Origin of the sequence: Streptantibioticus silvisoli (genome assembly GCF_027947535.2) — a bacterium.
Taxonomy (GTDB): Bacteria; Actinomycetota; Actinomycetes; order Streptomycetales; family Streptomycetaceae; genus Streptantibioticus_C; species Streptantibioticus_C silvisoli.
The window spans coordinates 1-23277 of sequence record NZ_JAAGKO020000006.1; the positions used below are offsets into that span (position 1 = coordinate 1).

19 protein-coding genes are annotated in these 23277 nt (G+C 74.2%); 12 read left to right on the plus strand and 7 right to left on the minus strand.

Features of this window, described 5'->3' with window-relative positions:
* Window positions 1-291 precede the first annotated feature (291 nt).
* Both POF43_RS06235 and POF43_RS34795 read left to right on the plus strand, forming a co-directional pair.
* Window positions 292-3336, plus strand: coding sequence for an alpha-L-rhamnosidase-related protein (locus POF43_RS06235; RefSeq protein ID WP_271323508.1), 3045 nt, complete (start codon window positions 292-294; stop codon window positions 3334-3336).
* Between the two features lie 548 nt (window positions 3337-3884).
* Window positions 3885-5126, plus strand: coding sequence for an acyl-CoA dehydrogenase family protein (locus POF43_RS34795; protein ID WP_271313495.1), 1242 nt, complete (start codon window positions 3885-3887; stop codon window positions 5124-5126).
* A 96-nt stretch (window positions 5127-5222) separates the two neighbouring features.
* On the opposite strand, the gene POF43_RS06245 is transcribed toward POF43_RS34795, so the two are convergent.
* Together POF43_RS06245 and POF43_RS06250 are read right to left on the minus strand one after the other, a co-directional pair.
* The gene (locus POF43_RS06245) at window positions 5223-5876 is read right to left on the minus strand and encodes a TMEM175 family protein (RefSeq protein WP_271323507.1); all 654 of its coding nucleotides are present in this window, start codon (window positions 5874-5876) and stop codon (window positions 5223-5225) included.
* A gap of 414 nt (window positions 5877-6290) precedes the next feature.
* Window positions 6291-6536, minus strand: a complete 246-nt coding sequence (locus POF43_RS06250) for a hypothetical protein (RefSeq protein ID WP_271313493.1) — start codon at window positions 6534-6536, stop codon at window positions 6291-6293.
* Between the two features lie 649 nt (window positions 6537-7185).
* On the opposite strand from POF43_RS06250, the gene POF43_RS06255 reads away from it, so the two are divergent.
* The gene (locus POF43_RS06255) at window positions 7186-7557 is read left to right on the plus strand and encodes an STAS domain-containing protein (protein ID WP_271323506.1); all 372 of its coding nucleotides are present in this window, start codon (window positions 7186-7188) and stop codon (window positions 7555-7557) included.
* 48 nt (window positions 7558-7605) lie between these two features.
* Here the strand turns inward: POF43_RS06255 and POF43_RS06260 are convergent, their stop codons facing one another.
* From POF43_RS06260 to POF43_RS06270, 3 genes are all read right to left on the minus strand, one after another.
* On the minus strand, window positions 7606-8874 hold the full coding sequence (locus POF43_RS06260; protein ID WP_271323511.1) for a PP2C family protein-serine/threonine phosphatase: 1269 nt from the start codon (window positions 8872-8874) through the stop codon (window positions 7606-7608).
* Window positions 8874-9170, minus strand: a complete 297-nt coding sequence (locus tag POF43_RS06265) for an alpha/beta fold hydrolase (protein ID WP_308217723.1) — start codon at window positions 9168-9170, stop codon at window positions 8874-8876. Before POF43_RS06265 ends, POF43_RS06260 begins: the two co-directional genes overlap by 1 nt.
* Before the next feature lie 224 nt (window positions 9171-9394).
* Window positions 9395-10789 (minus strand): hypothetical protein, encoded by a 1395-nt coding sequence (locus POF43_RS06270; RefSeq protein WP_271323510.1) that lies wholly within the window; start codon window positions 10787-10789, stop codon window positions 9395-9397.
* A 292-nt stretch (window positions 10790-11081) separates the two neighbouring features.
* Between POF43_RS06270 and POF43_RS06275 the strand changes: the two genes are divergently transcribed.
* On the plus strand, window positions 11082-12368 hold the full coding sequence (locus POF43_RS06275) for a molybdopterin-dependent oxidoreductase (RefSeq protein ID WP_271323505.1): 1287 nt from the start codon (window positions 11082-11084) through the stop codon (window positions 12366-12368).
* The gene (locus POF43_RS06280) at window positions 12365-12838 is read left to right on the plus strand and encodes a hypothetical protein (protein WP_271323504.1); all 474 of its coding nucleotides are present in this window, start codon (window positions 12365-12367) and stop codon (window positions 12836-12838) included. Before POF43_RS06275 ends, POF43_RS06280 begins: the two co-directional genes overlap by 4 nt.
* Window positions 12839-12924: 86 nt before the next feature.
* On the opposite strand, the gene POF43_RS06285 is transcribed toward POF43_RS06280, so the two are convergent.
* Window positions 12925-14088: a hypothetical protein gene (locus tag POF43_RS06285; protein WP_271324520.1), complete on the minus strand. Its 1164-nt coding sequence runs from the start codon at window positions 14086-14088 to the stop codon at window positions 12925-12927.
* 332 nt (window positions 14089-14420) lie between these two features.
* Between POF43_RS06285 and POF43_RS06290 the strand changes: the two genes are divergently transcribed.
* From POF43_RS06290 to POF43_RS34805, 7 genes are all read left to right on the plus strand, one after another.
* A complete protein-coding gene (locus POF43_RS06290; protein WP_271324519.1) occupies window positions 14421-15314 on the plus strand; it encodes a nucleoside-diphosphate kinase in 894 nt (297 codons plus the stop codon).
* 89 nt (window positions 15315-15403) lie between these two features.
* Entirely contained in the window at window positions 15404-15565 is a 162-nt protein-coding gene (locus POF43_RS06295; protein ID WP_271324518.1) for a hypothetical protein, read from the plus strand.
* A 77-nt stretch (window positions 15566-15642) separates the two neighbouring features.
* Entirely contained in the window at window positions 15643-16722 is a 1080-nt protein-coding gene (locus POF43_RS06300) for an alkaline phosphatase family protein (protein WP_282704447.1), read from the plus strand.
* A 45-nt stretch (window positions 16723-16767) separates the two neighbouring features.
* Window positions 16768-17988: a tRNA lysidine(34) synthetase gene (locus POF43_RS06305; protein ID WP_271313486.1), complete on the plus strand. Its 1221-nt coding sequence runs from the start codon at window positions 16768-16770 to the stop codon at window positions 17986-17988.
* Window positions 17985-19757: an aminotransferase class I/II-fold pyridoxal phosphate-dependent enzyme gene (locus tag POF43_RS06310; RefSeq protein WP_282704448.1), complete on the plus strand. Its 1773-nt coding sequence runs from the start codon at window positions 17985-17987 to the stop codon at window positions 19755-19757. The genes POF43_RS06305 and POF43_RS06310 overlap by 4 nt, the downstream gene beginning before the upstream one ends.
* On the plus strand, window positions 19747-21567 hold the full coding sequence (locus POF43_RS34800) for a DUF4910 domain-containing protein (protein WP_282704449.1): 1821 nt from the start codon (window positions 19747-19749) through the stop codon (window positions 21565-21567). Before POF43_RS06310 ends, POF43_RS34800 begins: the two co-directional genes overlap by 11 nt.
* Window positions 21564-22595, plus strand: a complete 1032-nt coding sequence (locus POF43_RS34805) for a GNAT family N-acetyltransferase (protein WP_271325712.1) — start codon at window positions 21564-21566, stop codon at window positions 22593-22595. The genes POF43_RS34800 and POF43_RS34805 overlap by 4 nt, the downstream gene beginning before the upstream one ends.
* Window positions 22596-22767: 172 nt before the next feature.
* On the opposite strand, the gene POF43_RS06325 is transcribed toward POF43_RS34805, so the two are convergent.
* Window positions 22768-23142 (minus strand): SAV_915 family protein, encoded by a 375-nt coding sequence (locus POF43_RS06325; RefSeq protein ID WP_282698423.1) that lies wholly within the window; start codon window positions 23140-23142, stop codon window positions 22768-22770.
* Window positions 23143-23277: the final 135 nt, after the last annotated feature.

Sequence of the window (23277 nt, forward strand, 5' to 3'; positions counted from 1 at the left end):
CCTGCATCCCCCGCGCCCCGCCCCGCACCGCCCGCGCAGCACCCCCACCCGCCCCTTCACCCCCGCGGCCGGCCCGACCTCCGCCCCGCGCGGCGCGGAACATCCGTGAGCGGATACCGCAGAAGACATTGACCGCGAGCGCGCCAGTCAATAATCTCGCCGACGGTAAAGTGAAATGAATCGTTTCATTCTGCCGGTCGCCTCTGCCGTCATGGGCGTCCTCACCCTGCCAGCGGCACGGCCGGCCGCTCAGGTGCTTCACGCGTGTTCCTCCTCCCCCTGGAGCCGACCATGAGCACTGAACGGCGAACCCGAAGGCGCCGCCGAGCCGTCGCGGCCCTGGGCTGCGCATTCGCCCTCCTCACCTGGGCGTCAGCCCAGCCCGCCTCCGTGGCGGCCGCGGCGCCGCAGACCCCGTGGCCGACGGCCCCCGACTGGCAGAGCTACGTCGAGACGCCGACGAGCGCGACGGTGTGCCCGACCGCGGTGGTGAGCACCTCGGGCGGTGTCACCGGGGCGCAGAACCTGGTGTGCGGCGCGTCGGGCGGTGCCACGCTGACCCTGGCCTCGGGCGGCGCCACCCCCACGATCGTGCTCGACTACGGCAAGAACGTCGGCGGCATACCGTACTTCGACGTCAGCGCCGAGTCCGGTTCGCCGACGCTCCAGGCCGGCTACAGCGAGTCCCAGCGGTACCTGACCGCGACCGGTGACAACTCGCTGCCGTGGGCCGAGGGCGACCCGGCCCGCCACGACTCGTACACCGTCTCCGCGCCGGGGACGATCACCAACCACTACGAGCAGGGCGGCGAGCGCTACGAGGAGATCACCCTCACCTCGCCCGGCACGCTCACGCTGAGCACGGCGGGCCTGCACTACATCGCCGACCGCACCACCGCGGATGGCTACCAGGGGTACTTCGTCTCCAGCTCCGACGAGCTCAACAAGATCTGGTACGACGGCGCCTACACCGCGCAGCTCGACTCCGCCGACGCCGGTACGATGCCGGGCGACTGGAGCGTCGACGGCGGTGTGCTCGACGACTTCGGGGGCAACGCCGGCCTGCTCAAGCAGGGTTCCGGCTGGGGCGACTACACCACCACCTTCGACACGCGGATCGTGTCCAACCAGGCCGGCTGGGTGGTGCGCGGCCAGGACGCGAACAACGGCTACGTCTTCATCCTCAACGCCGCCAACGACACCGCGGGCACGCCGAACACCCTCCAGGAGTTCGACCTGCACGGCGGGACGTACACCAGCGTCGGCAGCGTCGCACTGCCCTCCGCGCTGGCCGCGAACACCTGGCACACCGTCAGCACGACGACGTCCGGCACCAGCGTGACGGTCTCGGTCGACCAGACGAAAGTGGCGACCCTCGACACCTCCTCCCTCCCGTCCGGCACCAGCACCTACCCGACCGGAACGGTGGGGCTGCGCGAGTACAACGGTGAGGAAGCCGACTTCCGCAACCTGAGCGTGGTGAGCAGCGCTGGCGCCACCCTCTACAGCAACGCCCTCAGCAGCACCGCGGCGCTGTCGGACTTCAGCGTCCCCGGCGGCAACGCGCTGCCGACCATCCTCGACGGCGCCACCCGCGACCGCGCGGTGTGGAGCGGGGACATCAACGTCGAGGGCCCCACGTCCTACTACTCCACCGACCACGCCGCCGACCTCAAGGGCGCGCTGCAACTCCTGGGCAGCTACCAGCTCTCCAGCGGTTTCGTGGCCGGCGACGAGCCGCCGCAGACGCCCCTGCACACCGGCGCCCCGATCCAGGGCACCACGGGCAGCTACTCCGCCTCGTACTCCATGTACTTCCTGCTGGGCCTGGGTTCCTACTACCTCTACACCGGCGACACCGCGTTCATCCAGCAGGAGTGGCCGGTCGTCAAGAGCGAACTGGCCTGGAACGCCACCCAGTTGGACTCCAACGGTCTGCTGGTCACCAACAGCGACGACGGCGCCGACTGGGACTTCTACGACGGCGACAAGACCGGTGAGGTCACCGAGTACAACGTCCTGTACTACCAGGCGCTGCTCGATGGCGCGCAGATCGCCACCGGGGCCGGCCAGAGCGCGCAGGCCGCGACGTACACCCAGCAGGCCGCCGCGCTGAAGACGGCCATCAACGCCCACCTGTTCAACACCTCGACCGGGCTGTACTCCACCAGCGACACGCAGACCACCGGGGTCGCGCAGGACGCCAACGCGCTGGCCGTGCTGTACGGCGTGGCGCCCGCGGCGAACCGCTCCTCGATCCTGGCGGCGCTGAAGACCAAGCTGTGGACCACCCCCTACGGCCCGCTGCCCTTCTCCGCCGGCTCCGGCGACGAGGCCCTGGTCAGCCCGTTCGTCAGCGGCTACGAACTCGACGCCCGGCTGGCGAACGACGACACCGCCGACGCCGAGCAGCTGCTGACCAACGTGTGGGGCCACATGATCGCCCCGGGCGCCGACTCCACCGGGACCATGTGGGAGAACGTCTCCGGCGCCGACGGCACCCCGGGCCTGGGGTCGGGCACCAGCCTGGCGCACGGCTGGTCCACCACGCCGACCAGCGCCCTGTCCGGCTACGTGCTGGGCATCCAGCCGACGTCCCCCGGCTACGCCGGCTGGTCGGTGCAGCCGCACCCCGGTGACCTGACCTGGGCCGAGGGCCAGGCACCGACACCGCACGGCGCCCTCCAGGTGTCGTGGGCCGGGCAGAGCGGGGTCGACCAGTTCGCCATGAGCGTCACCGCGCCCTCCGGCACCAGCGGCACGATCGCGGTCCCCACCTACGGCGCCAGCAACCCGGTGGTCTCGGTCAACGGCCAAGTGGTGTGGAGCGGCGGGGCGTTCACCGCCACCACCGGCATCGGCGGCGCCCACCAGGACGGCGACTACGTCTACCTCACCGGCGTCCAGCCCGGCACCTTCGTCGTCGCCTCCAACCAGGGCGGCGCCGCCACGCCGACCGGCTACACCTCGTGCGCGCAGCAGAACGGCACCTGCGCCTTCACCGGCACCCAGTCGGTGGCGTACGGGGCCAACGGGATCTACAGCTACCGCACGGCCACCGGCGGCACCGCCTGCGACGACACCGCGCTCACCGACGCCGACTTCGGGTTCGTCAAGTCCTGCTACGTCGGCCCGGTCACCAACGGCCCCAGCGGATCGGCGTACTGCGCGCCCGAGAACGGCCTGTGCGCCTTCAGCGGCTCGCGGAAGGTGGCCTTCGGCGCCAACGGGACCTTCACCACCAAGACCCTCACCAGCGGCACCCCCTGCACCGACACGGTGTTCGGCGACCCCGTGTCGGGCACGGTGAAGGCCTGCTACCTCCTGCCGAGCTGACCTGCACCGGCGCCTCCGCGCCCTCCGTCCGCCCTCCGCGTCCCGCTCGTCACCCCGGCGAGCGGGACGCGGAGGGCGGCGGGCGTTCACGGTCCGCCGCGGAGCGGGCGGCGGCCACGCCGTTCGCTCCGCGGCGGGGGTGTCACGGCCCCGGCCGCGCGCCGTACCGGCGTCACCCGGCCGCGCGGCCACCCGGGTCGACGGCCGGGGTGCGGCGCAGTACCCCGGCCGCCAGCGCGGCGATGGCCGGAACCGCGCGGCGTCATCCCGCAGGGCTGCTTGCGGTGGCCGGAAGGAGGAGGCGTGCCGGTCCCGGGCCTGCCGGCCGCGGATTCGGCGGTGTCCTGCGGCACTTGACCCTGCCGGGCCCGGGGTGCCAGCCTCGCATCCGGGCCTGCCGCCCAGCGGGTCCGCGGCGGCCACCTCCGCCGCCGGCTCCCCGTACCGCCGTGCACCGGCGCGGCCGCGCGACGGAGGGCCGCCTCCCGACCCGGCTGCACCATCCCGCCGTCGCGGTGCCAACCGCCGTTCCCGCCTCTGGAGTTGACGTGACCACTGACCCGCACAGCACGGATGCGACCGCGGCGGGCCTGCCGCTGCCGGCCACCCCGCGGGAGGTCGTCGAGCGGGCGAGGCTGCTGCGGCCGCGGCTGGCCGAGGACGCGGTCGAGATCGACGCGAAGGGCGTGGACCCGACGCGCAACATGCGGCTGATCGGTGAGGCCGGGCTGAACGCGATCAGCGTGCCAGCACGGTTCGGCGGGCTGTGGGAGGGGCCGCCGTTCGGTGGCTGGCGCCAGGTCGTCGAGACGCTGGTGGAGCTGGCGGCCGCCGACGGCTCCACCGGCCAGTGCTGGGTCTCCACCGCGCTGGTGTGCCGCGAGGTCTTCACCGCGCCCGGGCTGGACGCGGCGACCAAGGAGCAGCTCGCGAGCGAACTCCTGCACGAGGGGCGGCGGTTCGTCGCCTCCAACGCGGAGACCGGCGGCACCGGGAAGGTGGTGGCGCGACGGGTCGCCGGCGGCATCCGGGTCAGCGGCGTCAAGACGTTCAACACCAACAGCGGTGGCGGCGGCCGGGACCTCAGCTGCGTCGCGTTCACCCTGCTCGGCGCCGACGGACAGCTGGAGAACGGCACCCGGCACCACGCACTGATCCGGCTGGACGACCCGGCGCTTGAGGCCCACCACGACTGGGACAACATGGGCCAGCGCGGCACGTACAGCCAGACCATCACCTACCGCGACGTCTTCGTCCCCGACGGCCGGCACTTCCCGGCGCAGCCGGTCGACCCGTACTTCGTCGGTGCCGTCCTGCTGCTGCACGCGGGCCTGCTCCAGGGCATCGGCGAGGGGGCGCTGGAGGCGGCGCTGGCGTTCGTGCGGCAGCTGAACCGGCCGAGCATGCCGAAGTTCGCGACCGCGTCCCAGGACGTACTGATGCACCGTCAGATCGGGGAGATGTCCACCGAACTCGCCGCGTCCCGTGCCCTGATGCTCGCGGTGGCCGACGACCTGGAGACACCCGGCCGGGGCGTGTCGGCCGAGGAGGTGGCCGTCGGCGGCTTCCGCGCCAAGGTCGCCAGCACGCGGGCCGGGCTCGACGTCACCTCCCGCATCCATGACCTGACCGGCGCGCGGTCCACCGCGAACACCTACCGGCTCGACCGGTTCTGGCGCAACGCGCGCACCTTCGGCAGCCACGACTCGGTGGACGTCAAGAACGCGTTCATCGGCGCCTGCGAACTCGACGGCCGGTTGCCGTCCCTGTCCGACTACCTCCGCGTCTGACCGCGTTCCCGCCGGCGGGGCCGCGTCCGCCGCCGCGCCCGGCCCACCCGCGCGCCGGTGGGCCGGGCGCGTGCCACGTCGTGCCCGGTGCGCCGGTCAGGCGTCGGGGGAGCCGTTCTCCGGCGGCCGGGTGCGCAGCGGCAGGCGTTCGGCCAGCAACGGCACGACGATCCAGAGCACCCACGCGTAGGTGGTGGCGAAGAAGACCGGGATGGACAGGCCGAAGCCGAGGACGGTGCCGTACAGCCGTTCGCCCCTGAGGGTCGTCGAGGGCGCCGGGCTGCCGGGGTCCAGCAGGTGGTGCGCGGCCAGGTGGCGCGACATCGCGATCAGGGCGCCGCTCGCCAGCACCTGAAGGAGGGAGTAGAAGCCGAACCGCAGAGCGTGCGTGGCGACGGTGCCGTGGCCCTCCGTGGTGAGCAGCTTGGTCGCGAAGGGGTTCAGGACGATCATCAGCAGCCAGAACAGGTTGATCAGCCGCACCCGCGGATCGACGAGCTTGACGGTGCTGAAGACGCGATGGTGCTGGCTCCAGGACGCGGCGATCACCGCGAAGCTGATGAGGAAGGCCAGGTAGTGACCGTCGTTCTCGCGCACCGACCTCCAGAACGCGGAGACGTCGTGCCCGGCGGGAACGGGGAGTTCCAGCGCGAGCAGGGTGATGGCGATCGCGACCACCGCGTCGGAGAAGAGGATCATCCGGTCGGTGGCCCGTGCTTGCAGGGCCTGTTCGTTCTTCGCCGTACTCATCTCCCCATGCGGCGCCGCACGTTGAGTACCGCGCGTCCCATCAGAACGACCCAGTAGACCATTCCGGGTCGTGCGGGGGCCGGCCGCGGTCGCGTGGGCGGGGCGCCGGCTGGAGTTGACGTTGCGTCAGATCGCGGTCGGCGGCTCGCTCGGGACCGCGGGACGGCCTTCTGCCGTGCCGCCTCGGGCGGTCCGCCGGACACCGCCGCGTTCCGCCGGTCCGCGCCGGGGGGCGTCCGCACCGGCCGCGTCCCCGGTCCGCGCCGGGGGCCGGCGTCGACCGCCTCTCCCCGCGGGTCGGCGTGCCGCCCGCCCGTCCCCCGGGGGAGCGAACGCGGCAGACGCGGCCTTCGCAGTCGCCCACCGGCCGGGCCGGCGGCGCCGGGGCTGCCGCGCTGCCGCGCAGGCGTTCGGTCAAGAGCCTTCGCTGAAGCGCACCGACCAGGCGTACCCGCCCAGGGAGTCGTGGGGCACCCGCCGCACGTCCTGCACCTCGCAGCCGTCGTGGGCGTACTTGCGGGAGAAGCGTTCGAGGCGCTGCGCGTCCGTGAGGTCCTCCATGGACAGCGGCGCCCCGACAACGAGGTCCTCGTGGAGCGTGGTTCCTGACGCCGGGCTGGGCGAGCAGCCGGAGCACTGATGCGTTCGGGGTAGGGACATGCCACCAGTGTGCGCCCACCGCGGGGGGCATGCGAGGGCGTTTGGGTCCTTCTGCCGCGTATGGCGCAAAGTGGGCGTCGATCCTCCGGTGCCGGCCGGCACCGCGGGGACCCGGGACGGCCTCCGCGCCGGTCGGCCGCGCGGCGTCCGGTGCTCCGCGACAGGCCGGGCGCGCATCGGTCCGGTCGGCATCGGCGCCGCCCGCGCCGGGTTCCCGGCGCCCGGCGGGGCGTATGGTGCGGTTACCGAAGGCACTTCGCATGGCGCCGTTCATGGCGGCATCGTCTGCGGCGAGTGACAACACCGGGTGGCCTCGACCCGGGGCCGGCCGGCAGCACGGCCGCCGCCGCCGAAAAACCCTCGTCCGCCGGCGAGTCGACCGCCGTCGGAGCATCGCCTTCCCCATGTCGCGCCGCCCCGGCCCCGGCGAGGGACGACACTCAGCCGGTCCTGCGCCGACCCTTCCCGTCGTCCGTGGCGGGCCTGCGGCGCGGTCCGCGCCGCCCGGCCCCGTACCCGCGGCACCGGCTGACGGACCGGCCGCATCCGCCGTCCGATCCGACATCACCGCCGCAACACAAGCCCACCGGGAGCAGCCGGCAGTCCGGCGCCCCGACGACGTCCCGGCCGGCCCATGAACCGAGGCACCATGCCCAGTCCGCACCTGCTGAACGTTCACCGGCACGACGGGAGGAACCGGGCGTTGATCACCCTCGACGGTGAGATCGACCTGACGTCGGCACCACTGCTGCACGCTTCGCTGCGCCAGTGCCTGTGCGACGGCGTCCACCGCATGGACGTCGACCTCAGCACCGTCACCTTCTGCGACTGCAGCGGCCTCAACGCCTTCCTGACCGCCGCCGGGCAGACCGCCGCGGTCGGTTCGGTCCTGCGGCTGCACCACCCGCAACCGATGCTGGCCCGGCTGTTCGCCATGACCGGCACCGGCCCGCTGCTCCTGGGCCCTCGGGAGGCGACGCTCCGGGGCCCTCGGGAGCCGGCCCGCCTCCGGGCGCGGTGACCGCGGTGACCGTGCCGGTACGGACGCGGGGGACCGGGTCCCGGCGCGTTACCGCTGCTCAGCCGCCGGTCGCGGCACGTGAACGGCGAGGACCGCGGTGTCGTCGTCCAGGCCGTCGCCGAAGGTGGCGAGCAGGTCGCGGATCGCGGTGACGGCGTCCGCGGCGGTGGTCGGGGCGAGGTCGCGGGCGAAGGCGAGGAGGGCGTCGTCGCCGTAGCGGCCGCCGTCGTGTCCGGTGCCGGTGCGGGCCTCGGTGAGGCCGTCGGTGTGCAGCAGCAGCGTGTCGCCGGCCGCCAGCCGGACCGCCGTCGTGGCGATGCGGACGTCGCGGAGGGCGCCGATGAGCTGGCCGCCGGGGGTGGCCAGGTACTCGGCGCCGCCGCCGGCGCGCAGCAGGAGGGCCGGGGGATGTCCGCCGCCGGCCAGGGTGACGTGGAAGCCGCCGCGCTCGCCGTCCCGGGTGAGCAGGCCGAAGACGACGGTGCAGAAGCGCGGGTCGCGGCCGTGGTACTCGCGGTGCAGCACGGTGTTGAGGTGGGTCAGCACCGCGGCGGGGTCGGGATCGTGGACGGCGGCGGCCCGCAGGGTGTAGCGGGCCAGGGAGGTGACCACCGCGGCGGCGGCCCCCTTGCCGCACACGTCGCCCAGGAACAGCCCCCAGGTGTCGTCGGCCAGCGGGAACAGGTCGTAGAAGTCGCCGCCGACCTCGTCGGTGGAGGCGACCTGGTAGTGCGCGGCGGCCTCCAGACCCGGCACGTCCGGCAGGGCCGGCGGCAGCAGCGTCTCCTGGAGCGTGGCGTTCAGGCGCTGGAGGCGGGCGCGCTCGCGGTCGGCCTCCTGGCGGGCGCGCAGCAGCTCGGTCTCGTACGCGCGGCGGTCGCGGGCGTCGAAGACCGTGGTGCGGATCAGCCGGGGCTGTCCGTCGCCGCCCGTCTTCACCGTCGAGGTCACCAGGACGGGCAGCCGGTCGCCGCCGGCGGTCCTCAGCTCCAGGGCGATGCCGCTGATCTCGCCCCGCATGCGCAGCAGCGGCGCGTAGTGCGTCTCGTGGTAGAGCCGGCCGCCGACGGTGAGCAGGTCGGCGAAGTGCTTGCGGCCCACCACGTCGGCGCGCGCGTGGCCCAGCCAGCGCAGCAGGGTGCCGTTGATCTTCGCGATCCGGCCGTCCAGCAGGGTGGACAGGTAGCCGCACGGGGCGTTCTCGTACAGGTCCTCCGCGCTGTCCTCCAGCAGGGCCGAGAACAGGGCCCGGTCGTCCCCGGGGTGGCCGCCGCCCGCGGCTCCGGCGCCGTTCTCGTCCCCGTCGGTGTCGCACATCATCCGGTGCCGCCCGTGAAGGCGGTGCCGCCCACGAAGGACAGGACCGCGGCGGTGGTCTTCTCGGGGGCGGCGAGCTGCGGGCAGTGGCCGGCGGCGTTCCGGGGGAGCAGCCGGCCGCCGGCGACCTCGGTGTGGACGAACGCGTCCACTTGCGGCGGGGCGATCGCGTCGTGGGAGCACTGCGCGACCCGGGTGGGAACGGTCACCGCCGCCGGATCGGCACGGTGGTCGGACAGAAACGTCACGCGGGCGCGGCCGCTGGCCTTCACGTCGTTCCTGCTCGGCACGTCCATACGACCATCCTCGCAGAGCAGCACCGTTTCCCCGGTCCGGACCAGGGGGTACCGGCCTACGCCACCCCGGCGGCGGAGGGCGTCGGGGGATGAGTCCGGGGTCCTGCTGCGGGGCCGTGGTCCGGCGCCGTGGTCCGCCGCCCTGATCCGGCGCCCTGGTCCGGGGCCGCGCACGGCTCCGCGACCGACCTTCCGGCCTCCCCCCATAACCCCCGCCCGTCACCTCACCAGGCCGTCAGCAGCAGGTGGTTGACGAGCAGCGCGACCAGCGCCTGCGCGAGGAGCCAGCGGCGGTGGTCCCGGCGGGGGAGGAACGCGGCGGTGGCCGGCAGCCAGAGGGTGAACGGCAGCCAGATCCGTTCGGTCTCCGCCTTGCTCATCCCGGACAGGTCGGCGGCGAGCATCACCAGCAGGAATCCGCACGGCAGCAGCACCGCGGCCACCGCCCGCCGGTCGGCTCCCCTCCACCGGGCGACGAGCTGCCACCGGTCGGCTCCCCTCCACCGGTCGGTTCCGGTCCGCCGGTCGGCCGCCGTCCCCCGGTCGGCCGCCCTCCACGGCTGGGCTCCCTTCCGCCCCTCCCGCAGGCCCGCAGGCGCCACGGCGAGCACCCGGCGCAGTCCGGCGGCCGACGCCGGGCCGGCCGACACCGCGAGGGTGGCGAGGTCGCCGAAGAACCAGTAGCTGTAAGGGCGCACCCCGCCGTACCCCTGGAAGTAGCGGATCCGCAGCAGCCCGTACGCCTGCCACCAGTCGAAGCCCACCGCCGTGAAGACCGCGGCGACCGCGGCGGCACCCACGACGGCGTACGGCACCGGGCGGGCGGTGCGCGCGCACAGCAGGACCACGGCCGCCGGTATCACCAGCAGCGCCAGCCCGTACGACAGGTACACCGCCGCGCCGAGCAGGACGCCGCTGCCCAGGCCGGCCACTGCCGTCTGCCGGTGCGAGGTGCGGGTGGCGGCGACGGCGAGCAGGGCCAGCGCCCAGGCGGCCACCGCCGCGAAGTAGCCGTCGGCGGACACCCCCACCCACACCGCGCCCGGGGTGAGCACCACGAAGGGGGCCGCCGCCCGGGCCCGGTCCTCCCCGGTGAGCAGGCGCAGCGTGAGCAGGACGGCCACGACCAGCGAGGTGCCGGCCGTGATCACGAAGACCGCGGCGAAGGCGCCGCCGCCCAGGCCGATCCGGTCCAGGCCGACGAACGTGAGCACCGCGCCGGCCGGGTGACCGGCGATGTGGGTGGCCCAGTTGTGCGGCGAGTGCAGCAGGATGTGGCCGGTGAACGTCCGCAGGGTCGGCCCGAGGTGGTCGAAGCGCGACAGCTGCGTCAGGTACTCGCCGCTCGCGGTCAGCCGGCCGGCGACGCCGCGCTGCCAGCCGTCGACCAGCGCGAGCGACCAGGTCCAGGCCATGGCCGCCGCCCACGCCGACCACAGCAGCGCACGCCGGCCCAGGCGGGACGCCAGCGTCGGCCCGTATCCGGCGATCAGCACGCCCACCGTCACCGCGAGCGGCGTTCCCGGACCGACGTGGGGCAGCCACCGGGCCTCCAGCGGCGGGAACGACGACCGCAGCACGGAGCCGTCCCGCTGGAGGTAGCCGCCGATACCGGCCATGACGAGGAACAGCACGAGCACGCCGCCGCCCGCGACGACGTCCCACCGCCGGCCCCGCGGGGGAGCGGCAGCGGTGCCGGAGTCGGTCGGCGGCTGCGGGGTAGCCGCGGCGGGCGCGGCGGTGTCGGGGCCGGTCGGCGGCGTGGTGTTGCGACGGGGGAAGGGCAGGAGTCTCACCGACCGCACCCTAGGCAGGCCGGGACGCGCGAGGGGCACCGGGCGGCGGATGTCAGGCTTTCGTTAGGAGTTGATCCGGCCTGGTCCGGGGTGGCCGACCCTAGGGTCGGCTCCCATGAGGTTTCCCCCGCGTCCCGTCTCCGGTCCGTTCCGCAGTCCGCTGCGCGGACCCTGGCTGACCTCGGTCTTCGGCTCGGTGCTGCTGGTCGGCCTGCCGGTGCTGTTCGTCACCGGTCTGCTGTCCTACGCCGCGTACAACCCGGACTTGTCGCACATCAACGACCAGACCCCGGGCAAGGGCCTGCTCGGCTTCTACCTCTTCTCCTGGCCGACCCACCCGTACTGGCTCTACCGGCTCACCCAGGGCATGCACGTCACCCTCGGGATCGTGCTGATCCCCATCCTGCTGGCCAAACTCTGGTCGGTGGTACCGAAGTTGTTCACCCTGCCGCCGGTGCGGTCGCTGGGCCACGCCCTGGAACGGCTGTCCTTGCTGCTGCTGGTCGGCGGCGGCCTGTTCGAGTTCACCACCGGGGTGCTGAACGTCCAGCTCGACTACCTCTTCCCCGGCTCGTTCTACACGCTGCACTTCTACGGCGCGTGGGTGTTCACCGGCGCGGTCGCGGCCCACGTGGCGCTGCGGATGCCGCAGGCCGTACGGGCGCTGCGCAGCCGGGAGTTCCGCGCCGAACTGCGGACCTCGACCGCGCGCACCCGCCCCGAACCGGCCGACGGCGGCGGCCTGGTGGCCGCGCACCCGGCGGAGCCGACGATGTCGCGGCGCGGCGCGCTCGGCATGGCGGGCCTCGGCTCCCTGGTGCTCTTCGTCCTCACCGCCGGCCAGAGCATCGGCGGCCCGCTGCGCCGGACCGCCCTGCTCGCCCCGCACGGCCGCGACTCCGGCAGCGGGCCCAACGGCTTCCCCATCAACAAGACCGCCCTGAAGGCCCACGTGCGGCCGCAGGACATCGGTGAGGACTGGCGGTTGACGGTCCGCGGCAACGGCCGCACCGTCCGGCTCACCCTCGGCCAACTCCAGGCGCTCGCCCGGCACACCGCGGCGCTGCCCATCGCCTGCGTCGAGGGCTGGTCGACGGAGAACCAGCACTGGCAGGGCGTACGGCTGCGCGACCTGGCCGCCCTCGTCGGCCACCACACCGACCCGCCGGGGGTGTTCGTCGAGTCGGTGCAGCTCGCCGGCTCCTTCCGGGCCGTCGCGCTGCGCGCCAACCAGGTCCGCGACCCGCGCTCCCTGCTGGCGACGAACGTCAACGGAGCGCCGCTGTCGCCCGACCACGGCTACCCGGCCCGCATCATCGTGCCGGACGCGCCCGGCGTGATGAGCACCAAATGGGTACGCCAACTCACCTTCGGTGCAACGGACTTCGAGGAGCGGGCATGAAACGGCTGTTCGTCAGGGTGTACGGGGAGCCGCCGCGGCACCTGGTGATCCTGCTGCTGTCCTTCGCGGTGTGCGGCTACGCCCTGGTCCGGTTGCTGCGCACCGAGTGGCTGAGCGTCCTGGAGTGGGTGGTGGGCGCCGCGATCCTGCACGACGTGGTCCTGGTGCCGCTGTACGGCGGCGCCGACTGGCTGCTGCACAAGGGCGTACAGGCCGGAAAGCCGCTTTCGCGGTCCCGCCTGGCCGTGGTCAACCACCTCAGGGTGCCCGCGTTCCTGTCGCTGCTGACCCTGCTCGTCTACTGGCCGTCGATCTCCCGGAACGCGGGGACGAACTACCGGCGGGCCACCGGCCTGTCGCCCGACGTCTTCTGGCCGCGCTGGCTGCTGATCACCGTCGTGCTCTTCGCCGCCTCCGCCGCCCTGTTCGCCCTGCGCGCGCACCGCACCCGACGGCGGCCCGGCGGCTGACCGGGGACGGGGCGGGTGCCGCAGGCGGGCCAGCGAGGCGGGTGCCGCCGGCGCCGCCGCCGCCCCGCCCCCGCCCGCGTCGTAACCTACGCCTCCACGGGGTCCCCGCCGACCTCGTCGAGCCACTCCTGCCGCACGGCGCCGGCCGCGATCAGGAAGACGCCGAGCGGGGTGCGGGCGACGAGGTGGCGGCCGACGGTGACCAGGTCCAACCCCGGCGTGGTGTCGGGGCGTTCGTCCAGCGGTACGGCGAACAGCGGAACGCCCGCCGCCAGGAGCCGTCGGGTGCCGACGCGCAGGTGCAGCAGGTCGGAGGCGGCGTCGTAGAACGCGGTACGCCAACCGCTGACGTCGTCCTCGGCCCCCGCCCGGGCCAGGCCGGCCAGCAGGCGTACCGGCGAGCACCAGCGCCGCACCGCGCGACCGGCGCGCAGGACCCGTTCGCGCGCAGCGGCGCGGCGCGCGTCCGGCAGGACGACGGCCGGCCGCCAGCCCAGCCGCCCGACGCGGTCCATGGCCTCGCACCACTCGGGCCACAGGCCGGCCAGGGCCAGCCCGGCGCGCAGTTCGGCCACCCCCGCCGCGTCCAGTTCGCGCAGCAGCAGCGTCAGGTCGAGCAGGTCACGGCTGCGGAACTCTCGTTCCCAGCGCTCGGCCACCAGGGCCAAGGTGGTCACCGCCAGGGGGGAGTGGACCGGGCGCGGCAGCCGGCAGGCGGGCCGGCGCAGGTCGGTGAAGACCTCCGCGGTGACCAGGCCGACGACGTAGGGCTCGGCGCCGTCCCCGGCGTCCGTGCGGAACTCCGCGAACAGGTGCGGGGAGACGTGGTCGTCCCGGCGGGCGGGAAGGAGGGTGAACGCCACCATCTCCCAACCGGTGCCGGCCAGTTGCAGTGCGGCGGCCCAGAACGCCTCGTGGTCGGAGCAGACGACGTCCAGGTCACCGGCAGAGCGCAGCACGCCCGGCGGGTAGAAGGCCCCGATCGCCATGCCCTTGACCACCAGCAGGCCAGGGATGCGGGCGGTCAGCCCGGACCAGACGGTGGCGTAGCGCTCGACGCGCTCGCGGGCGGCGGCCAGTTCGGCGGCCTCGGCGCCGGTGAGCCGCTCACCCCCGGCGGCCCGCAGGCTCAGCAGGGTCCCGGCGAGTTTGTGCCCCGCACCCCGCGCGGTGGCGAGGACCGCCGCGTGCGGTGCGTCGTCGGGGGCGGCCAGCAGGTGCCGGACCGTGCCGATCGCTACCTCGGTCAAGCGCGCTCCGTTTGTTATCGGTACCGCCGGCCGCATTCCGTATACGGCCGGTACGAAACGATCAGGACCCGTGATCGGCGTGATCAACGGATCCTGATCGCTGGACCTGGGATTACTTCTTGTTCGGCTTCGGGCGAACGCGGATCCGCTTGGCAGAAACGGCCATGACAGCACTCCTTGATCTGCTCTATCCAACGGGTTAGCCTCAGGGTAATGCTCCGGCAGGACTCTGACAACGGGTCAAAAAGCGTTTTCCATACCGGGGTTGGACACGATCCCACGTTGGGGGAGTCATTCACGCGCTCTTACAGCCGCCGTTCAGTTCCGACCCGGTGCGCCGCGGCTTCTACCCCGACGACATCTACTTCTGTGAAACGGCCCTGCTGCTGGAGCGGGAGAGCCATCAGCGCCTCGACCTGATGCTGCGCCGCAGCAGTTTCGTGATGTTCAAGCCCGAGGCCGTCGTCGGCCGCCGGATCGGACCCGCCCTGGCCTGGCTGGCGGCCCGCGGCTTCCGGCCGACGGGCTGCGCCCGGGTGCGGGTCGACCCGCGCGTCCACCGGGAGCTGTGGCGCTACCAGCTCAACGCCGCGTCGCTGGCGATCGTGCGGACCGTGGACATGATCCTGTCGGCCGGCCCCTGCCTGGTCGTCGCCCTGCGCGACGAGCACGGGCCGGAGCGGACCGGGATGACGGCCTCCGCCCGGCTGGCCGCGCTCAAGGGGTCGTCGAGCAACCCCGGGGCCAACGGCGGCTCGCTGCGCGGCGAACTCGGCTGCGAGCTGCTGTGCCTGAACTTTCTGCACGCCCCCGACGACCCGTCCGACCAGGTCCGTGAGCTGGGCGTGCTGTTCCCCGCGCGGGAGCGGGCCGCGGCCCTGGCCATGCTCGCCGCGGACCCCTGCGCCGCAACGGACGCCGCCGTGGCCGCCGCGGTGCGCGCCCTGTACGCCGAGCACCCGGCGCACCCGCTGGACCCCGCCGCCGTCCCCGCGCCCCCGGCGACCGACGGGAGCGACGCCGCGCTGTTCGCCCGGCTCGACGTCCTCGACGATCCGGACAGCGACATCCCGCACTGGGACCGCGTCCTGATGGCCGCCCGGTTGGTCGACGGCCTGCCCTCGCGCCGCCGCCCGCTGATCGGCTCTCCGCGCAGCCGTTCCACCGGTTCCGAAGATCGCCATGAATCAACCGAAGATCGACATGATTCAGCGTCAAAAGCCTGACTTTACATGTTCGTTGACAACGCCTCGCGCGGCGTGTTGCTATCTTTCCGAAAGGCCGTCAGCAGGATTCTTTCAACTGCGAGGAACTCATGCAGATAGCTCAGAAAGCCCCTCAGCAGACCGTCACCCGTACCGGCGCCGCTCCGGTCATGCTTCTTCCGCGTCTGGTCGAGCGGATGATCGCCGAGCGTCAGGAAGTGCACATCGCGAAGTTCCGCACCACGTGCACCGACTGCGTGCCGAACTACTGATCGAGGGCCCACGTGTCGGCGGGCATGCGACCGTGTCCGCCGACCTTCGCGTGCTCCCGGAGGTCGTGAACCGATGCGTGGACGGCGCCGAACACGGCGTGATCCTGCTCGCGATGGACGGCCTTTCCCACCGGGCGGCCGAGCACAGCCTCTCCGGCGCCGGCCTGTGGCGGCTGCGCTCGACGTTCCCCAGCACCTCCACCACCGCCTGGCTCACCGCTGTCACCGGCGCCGGTGCCGCTGAGCACGGCGCGATCGGCATGGTCTACCGCGCCCCCGGCGCCGACCACGCCACCCACCTGATCACCGGCGACAGGATCGCCTTCGACCCGCCGGGGCCCGGTACCGCGGCGGGCGAGCCGATCGTGCCGCACGCCACGGTCTTCGACCGCTGCGCGGCCCGGGGCACGCCGGCCGTCGCGGTCGGCGCCGAACTGAACGGGTTGCGCGGCCCCTGGGTCACCGCGCTCCTGCACGGCGCCCGCCTGCTGCCGACCCCCCGCACACCGCTGAGCACCGACCCCGTCGCCGTCGTCGCGCGCGTCGTGGCCGAGGTCGACGCCGTACCGCCCGACCCGTCCACCGGCGAACGCCCACCGCTGATCTGGGCCTACGTCAACCTCGACGACCACATCCACCAGGCCGGCTACGACGAGCGCCTGCACGAGGCCGTACGCCTGCTGGACACGGCGGCCCGCCGCTGGGCACGGGCCGGCCGGAGCGTTGTGGCGCACGCCGACCACGGCCAGACCCGGGTGGCCCGCGACCCCGCGCTGCACGACGCCTGGGCCCGGTTGGACGCCCCCGAACACTGCCTGATGCCGGGCGGCGGCGCCGGGCGGACGCGCTGGCTGTACCCGCGTCCCGGCCGCGAGCGGGAACTCGCCGACCGCCTCGCCGACGCCCTCGGCGACCACGCCCGGGTGTACACCCCCGCCGAACTGGACGCCGCCGGGCTGCTGCCGGCGACCCCCGCCGTCCTGGAACGCATCGGAGCGGTGGTGGCCGTCGCCGCCACCGCGCGCTTCCCCGTCCCCGACCCCCGGGTGGGCTTCGAGCACGGCGCGCTCACCCAGGAGGAGACCCACGTCCCGCTCGCCGGCTGGGGCGCGGCCCTCGACGCGATCCCGCCGGCCCTGGCCGGAGCCACCCGCTGACCGGCGCGACCCCTCCCACCGACCACCACGACAGGAGCACAGGCCGTGAGCACCGTAGTCTTCCGCAACAAGACCGGCGGTTCCGAGAACCTCCACGCGACCGCCGGTCAGAGCCTGCTCGACGTCCTCCGTGTCCACGGCATCCCGGTCAACGCCGTCCTGACCTTCCGCGACGGGAAGATCGTCCCGGAGTCGACCGTCGTCCTCGGCCAGGACGAGGTCATCGAGGTGCGCCAGGTGCGCCACTACGACCTCGAAGTCCTGCGACGGCCCAAGGAACACACCTACGCCGCCCCCGACCCGGTGTACACCAAGTCCATCACGTTCGACCACGGCGGCACCCTGGAACGCCGCACCGAACAGCTCACCGCCGAGACCTTCGTCGAGTACGTCGAAGAGACCTTCGTGCAGAGCATCGCCTCCAGCGGCACCATGCGCGCCGGCGACCGGATCGTCATCGGCCTGTCCGGCGGCCGTGACTCCGTCGCCTACCTCAAGCTGCTGGAACGCACCCGCGGCCGCTGGCCCGACGTGGACATGACCTGCGTGACCATCACCGGGCTGCCCGACTGGGAGGAGCCCGCCACCTTCCAGGCCGCCCTCGACTCCTGCGCCGGGCTGGGCATCGAGCACACCATCGTCACCGCCGAGGAGGTCGCCGAGGTCTTCAAGCTCCGCGAGTCCTTCGTGTCGGTGATGAACCGCGTCGTGGCCGGCGAGCACCGCAACATGAACATGGTGATCGGCCACCAGGTCCTGCGCCGCATGCTGGAACGCGAGGCCGCCACCCGCGGCGCCGGCGTGGTCGCCTTCGGCTTCAACGCCGACGACCTGGTCGCCAGCATGGTCACCTGGTTCACCACCGGCTACCGCATGGGCGGCATCCCGGTCCGCCAGCTCGGCGACCTGCGCTACGTCTTCCCGCTCTACCGCATCACCAAGAAGGAACTCACCCTCTACCTGGAACTCGTCGCCCCCGAACTGAACCGGCAGGGCGCCCCCGGCCGCTTCACCACCGGCCCCGACGAACGCTCGCTGGCCTACGCGATGGCCGACCACCTCTACGACCTGTGGCCCGGCATCGACTACTACGTCTTCAACGCCTTCGAGAACGTCCAGCGCACCCTGCTGCCCTCGGTCGACGACACCTGCCGGGTCTGCGGCGGACTGTACGTACTCCAGGAAGGCGTCCCCAACCCGGCCGGCCGGTGCGACGTGTGCGGCTTCCTCGAACGGCAGGAGGCCCTGCGGGCTGACGCCGGATGAGCCGTCCCTGGTACCAGGACTTCTTCACCGAGCCGTTCTGGGCGGTGGCCGAACACGAGTACACCGCCGAACGCACCGACGGGGAGGCCGGCTACCTGGCCGCCGCCCTCCCCGCCGGCGCGCGCGTGCTCGACCTCGGCTGCGGCACCGGACGGCACGCCATCGCCCTCGCCCGGCGCGGCTTCGACGTCACCGGCGCCGACGTGGGCGAGTGGGCCCTGCGACAGGCCGAAGCCCGCGCCGAGCAGGCCGGCGCCGCGGTGCGGTGGCAGCGGCTGGACCTGCTGCGCGACCTGCCCTGGCCCTGGCCGGACGGCGACTACGACGCCGTCGTGTGCGTGCAGTCCTTCGGCTGGGGCACCGACGCCCAGCAACTGCGCCTGCTGCGCGAGGTCCGCCGGGTGCTCGCCCCCGGCGGACTGCTCGTGCTCGACCACTCCAACCTCCTCGCCCTGACCGCCCACTACGTCCCGGAGGCCACCTTCGAGACCGACGGGCTCCACGCGGCGTTCCACCGCACGCTGAAGACCGTCGAGGGCCGCAGCGCGGGCACGATCGAGGTCCGGCGCGACGGCCTGCCGACGGCCGTCGTCCGCGACGACATCCGGCTCTACCAGCCCGCCGAAATACGGGAACTGCTCACCCGCGCCGGGTTCACCGTCGAACGCGTCGACGCCGGATTCACCACCGGCGCGCCCGTCACGATGACCTCCCGCTACGTGCAGTTCCACGCCCGCCGCCCGCCCGAACCGCCCGCCGCGATCAGCACCTGGCGGCCGCCGGCGCGGGAGACCGGACCCCGCGGCCTGGACCTGCGCTGGACCCCCGACGAGTACGACTTCGTCCGGCCCGCCGTCGAACGGGCCTTCGCCGCCGTCGACCCCGGCACGGCCCGCGCCTACCACCTCGCCGACCCCTTCGCCGGCGCGCTCGCCTCCCCGGTGCTGTCCCGGCACTTCGCCGCGGACCTCACCCCCGCCATGGTCACCGCCGGCGCCGGCGCCACCGGCCTGCTCCACGCCCTCGCCCTGCTCGCCCTGCCCGGGCCCGTGCTGCACCTCGAAGGCGGCCACCCCGACCTGCCCCGCTGGGCGGCCGGCCTGGGCGCGCGCACCGTCACCACCCACCCGCGCACCGCCGTCGCCGACCTCGACCGCTACGCCCCCACCCTGCTGCTGCTCGACCACCCCACCCTCGGCGGCGAGTTCCACGACCGCGCGCTGATCGACGAACTGGCCACCGCCGCCCGCGCCCGGGGCGCCGTCGTCGTCATCGACGAGGCGTACGCCACCTACCCCGGCCCCGCCGCCAGCCACGCCCCCGCCGTCGCCGACCACGACAACCTCGTCGTGGTGCGCAGCCTGTCCAAGGGCTACTGCTGCGGCGGCCTGCGCGTCGGCTTCGCCCTCGCCGGCGAACGGCTGACCCGGCGCCTGCGCGAGAGCGCCCCGCCCCTCGGCGCCGGCAGCGCCTCCCTGGCCGTCGCCGTGCGGCTGCTGGACGAGGGCGACGTCTTCGGCCCGCTGCGGGCCAGGATCGCCGCGACCAAACCCCCGGTCGCCGCCGCGCTGCGGGCGGCCGGCGTCGACGCCGCCGCCGGCGCCGCCTGCCTGCCGTGGGTCACCGCCCCGGCGACCCCCGCGGCCCTGGCCGCCCTCACCGGCCGCGGCATCCTCGCCAAGACGATCGGCGACCGCCTGAAGATCGCCGTCCCGCTCTCGCCGGACCGCGTCGCCGCCTTCCACGAGGTGTTCACCGGTGACCGCTGACCTCACCGGTCTGGTCGCCGCCGTCCACCGCGACCTCGACACCGACCTGGCCATGAGCCAGCTGCGCCGCCTGACCGGCTGGGACCGCTACCAGGGCTCGGCGGGCCTGTCCGCCGCGGCCGGCTACGTCGCCGAGCAGGCCGAACGCGCCGGCCTGACCGGCGTCGAGATCATGACGTTCCCCGCCGACGGGCGCACCAGCTGGTGGACGTTCACCGCCCCCACCTCCTGGACACCGCGCTCGGCCCGGCTCTCGCCCGCCGACCCCGCCGGCCCGCCGCTGGTCGACTACCCCGGCCAGCCCTACACCCTCGCCGCCAACTCCGCCGCCACCGCGCCGGTGGAAGCCCCCCTCACCCTGGCCGGGCGGGCGCACTGGCCGCCCGGCAGCGTCATCCTCCTCGACCCCGGAGTACTGCCCGACCCCGAGCTGTTCGCCCGTATGCGGCGCGACCGGGCCCGCGGCTTCTGCGTCTGCACCCACCCCGACCGCCCCGACCAGGCCGGCCGCCTCGAACTCGCCCCCGGCAGCGGCCTGTTCGCCTTCAGCGTCCCGGCCCGCACGCACGCCGCCCTCAGCCGCGCCCGCCGCGTCCTGGTCCACGTCGAACTCGACCCCGCCCCCCACCCCATGCCCGTCGTCACCGCCCGCACCCCCACCGGCGACGGCGACGCCGAACTCCTCCTCGGCGCCCACCTGTGCCACCCCGCCCCCAGCGCCAACGACAACGGCTCGGGCGTCGTCGCGGCCCTCGCCGCCGGCCGCGTCCTGGCCCGGCGCCGGCTGCGCCGCCCGGTCCGCCTGCTGTGGGCACCGGAGTTCACCGGCACCGCCGCCTACCTCCACCACACCGGGCGCCGGCCGATCGCGGCCGTCAACCTCGACATGGTCGGCGAGGACCAGCGCCTGTGCGGCGGCCCGCTGATCGTCGAACGAAGCCCCGAGCACCTGCCGCACTTCCTCAACGCCCTCGTCGACGCCTGCGTGCGCGCGCTGCCCCCGCAGGCCCGCTCCTACAGCGGCGCCGTCGGCTGCGACACATGGGCCTGGCGGTCCACCCCGTTCGTCGGCGCCTCCGACCACGCGATCCTCGCCGACCGCGCCATCGGTGTCCCCGCCGTCCAACTCGGCCACTGGCCCGACCGGTTCAACCACTCCGGCGCCGACACGCTCGACAAGGTCGACCCGGCCGAAATACGGCGTGCCGCCGCCATCGCCGCCGCCGCCCTGGCCGCCGCGGCCGGCGCCGACACCGCCTGCGCCCACCACCTCGCCGCGATCGTCACCCGCTGGACCGCCCACCGCATGACCGCCTGCCTGCCACCGCACCCCGCCGGCGCCGACCCCGCCGACCGCCTCAGCCGCCGCTGGCAGTTCGGCCGCGACGCCCTGCCCACCCTGACCGCCCTCGGCGCCGACGCGACCGTCCTGGCCGCCCACGCCGAGCTGCTGGCCGGCCTGCACACCACCTTGGCGGCCTCGGTCGAACAGCACCCCGGCCCGCCGCGCGGCCCCCGGGGACCGGCCCTGTCGCGCACCTGGCCCGGCCCGTTCAACCTGCGGGCGTTCATGGCGGCCGTCCCCGCCGACGACCGCGACTGGCTCCAGCGCGAAGCGGCCGCCGACCGCGGCGGCTTCTACGCGCGGGCCATGGCCCTGGCCCAGGGCATCGACGCGGCCTGCGACGCCGCCACGGTCCGCCGCAACGCCGCGGCGGACTCCGAGTTGGACATCGACCCCGCATTCGCCCGCCGCTACCTCACCGCGATGGTCCGGGGCGGCTGGGCCAGAGAGGACGAGACCGCGTGAGCACCATCGACATCCACGTCGCCGCCGCCTTCCGTGAGGTCGACGCCGAAGCCTGGACCGACGTCACCACGCGGTCCGCCGCACCGGTCCAGTACGCCCCCGCCTACCTGCGGTCCTACGAAGCGGCCCCGCTCAGCCCCTTCCTGGAGGTCCGCTACCTCACCGCCGCCCAGGACGGCCGGGCCACCGCCGTGCTGCCCTGCTACCTCCAGGAACGCCCCGACCCCTACGGCGCGCTGCGCTCCGCCGGCCTGCCCGTCGGCGACGGCCCGGCCCTGCTGGGCCACAACTGGTACTGCTACGACACCCGCGTCCCCATGCTCGCGGGCACCCCCGCCCTCCGCGACCGCGTCCTGCACCGCATGCTCGACACCCTCGCGGACACCGCGCGCGCCGACGGGGCGTCCACCGCCGGCCTGGTCAACGTCACCGAGGACGACCCGGTGCTCCAGGTGGCCCGCGACAAGGGCTGGCCGACCGCCCCCATGGTGACCCGGTTCCAGCTGCCCATCGCCGGCGTCGCCGACTACGAGGGGTACCTGGAACGCCTGGGCGCGCGGACCCGCGGCACGATCCGCCGCTACCTGCGCCGCGCCGCCGACGCCGGGGCCACCACCGTCGTCGAACCGCCCACCCCCGACGTGCTCAAGACCGTCTGCCAGCTCACCCGGCTGACCGCCGCCAAGCACGGCAGCGACGACATGTACCCGGAGGGCCCCTTCGTCGACTTCGTGATGGGCCTCGGCGACCGCGCCCTCGTCGTCCGCGTCGACCAGGGCCCCGAGACGCTGGCCGGCGCGGTGGTCCTCCTCGACGACGAGCGCCTCCACATGTGGGTCGGCGGCACCCCGTACGCCACCGTCGACAGCTACAGCCCCAACTACCTGCTGTGGGCGACCGAGATACGCACCGCCATCGACCTCGGCAAGGTCCTGGTGGAGGGCGGCCGCGCCAACCAGCCCATGAAACGCCGCCACGGCATGAACCCGCTCCCCCTGTGGGCCTGCGTCACGCCGGTCGCGCGGTGAGGCACGGGGTACGGCGCCCGCCGAAGCCGGTACGCGGCGGGGGGTGAACCGGCGCCGGCCGAGGTTGACACGTGGTCGGCGCGGGCGCGGCCGGACGGCGTCGCCACGAGGTCGGCGCGGGCGACCGGCGCCGGTTGGGCGGCGGCCGGGGGTGGCGCGGGCGTCGTCGACCTCAGCCGTTCGTCGGGCTGGGCGTGTGGGCGGGCGGGCCGGCCGTCAGCCGTGGGAGGCCGGCGACCGGCGCGGAGGGGACCGCCTCGCGCACGGCGGGGGCGGTGAGGCGCGGGTTCACGGTGAGCGCGGTGACCCCCAGCGGTTCGCCCAGGGCGCGCAGCGCGGGCTCGGCCAGCCGGACGCACGCCTGGCGCCGGCCGAAGACGGCGGTCAGCAGTTCCCGGCTGGTGAAACCGACCGCGGTACGCCCACCCGGCGGGGTGCGGCACAGCCGGACGGTCCAGCCCGCGGGACCCGGCCGGACGGGAACGAACAGCCCGGCCGGGACGCGTTGTGAAGGCTCCGGATCGTCCCCGTACAACTGCTCAGCCATGCGAGCCTCCTTCAAGGGCGCCCCCGACCGGCAAGTCCGGACCCCGGGGCGCACGCTGACGGTATACCTGCCGACCGGCCCGCCGGGCCCGTCGCTGACGCGGCGTGGGCGCGGCGTTTCACGAAGCGTGGCGGG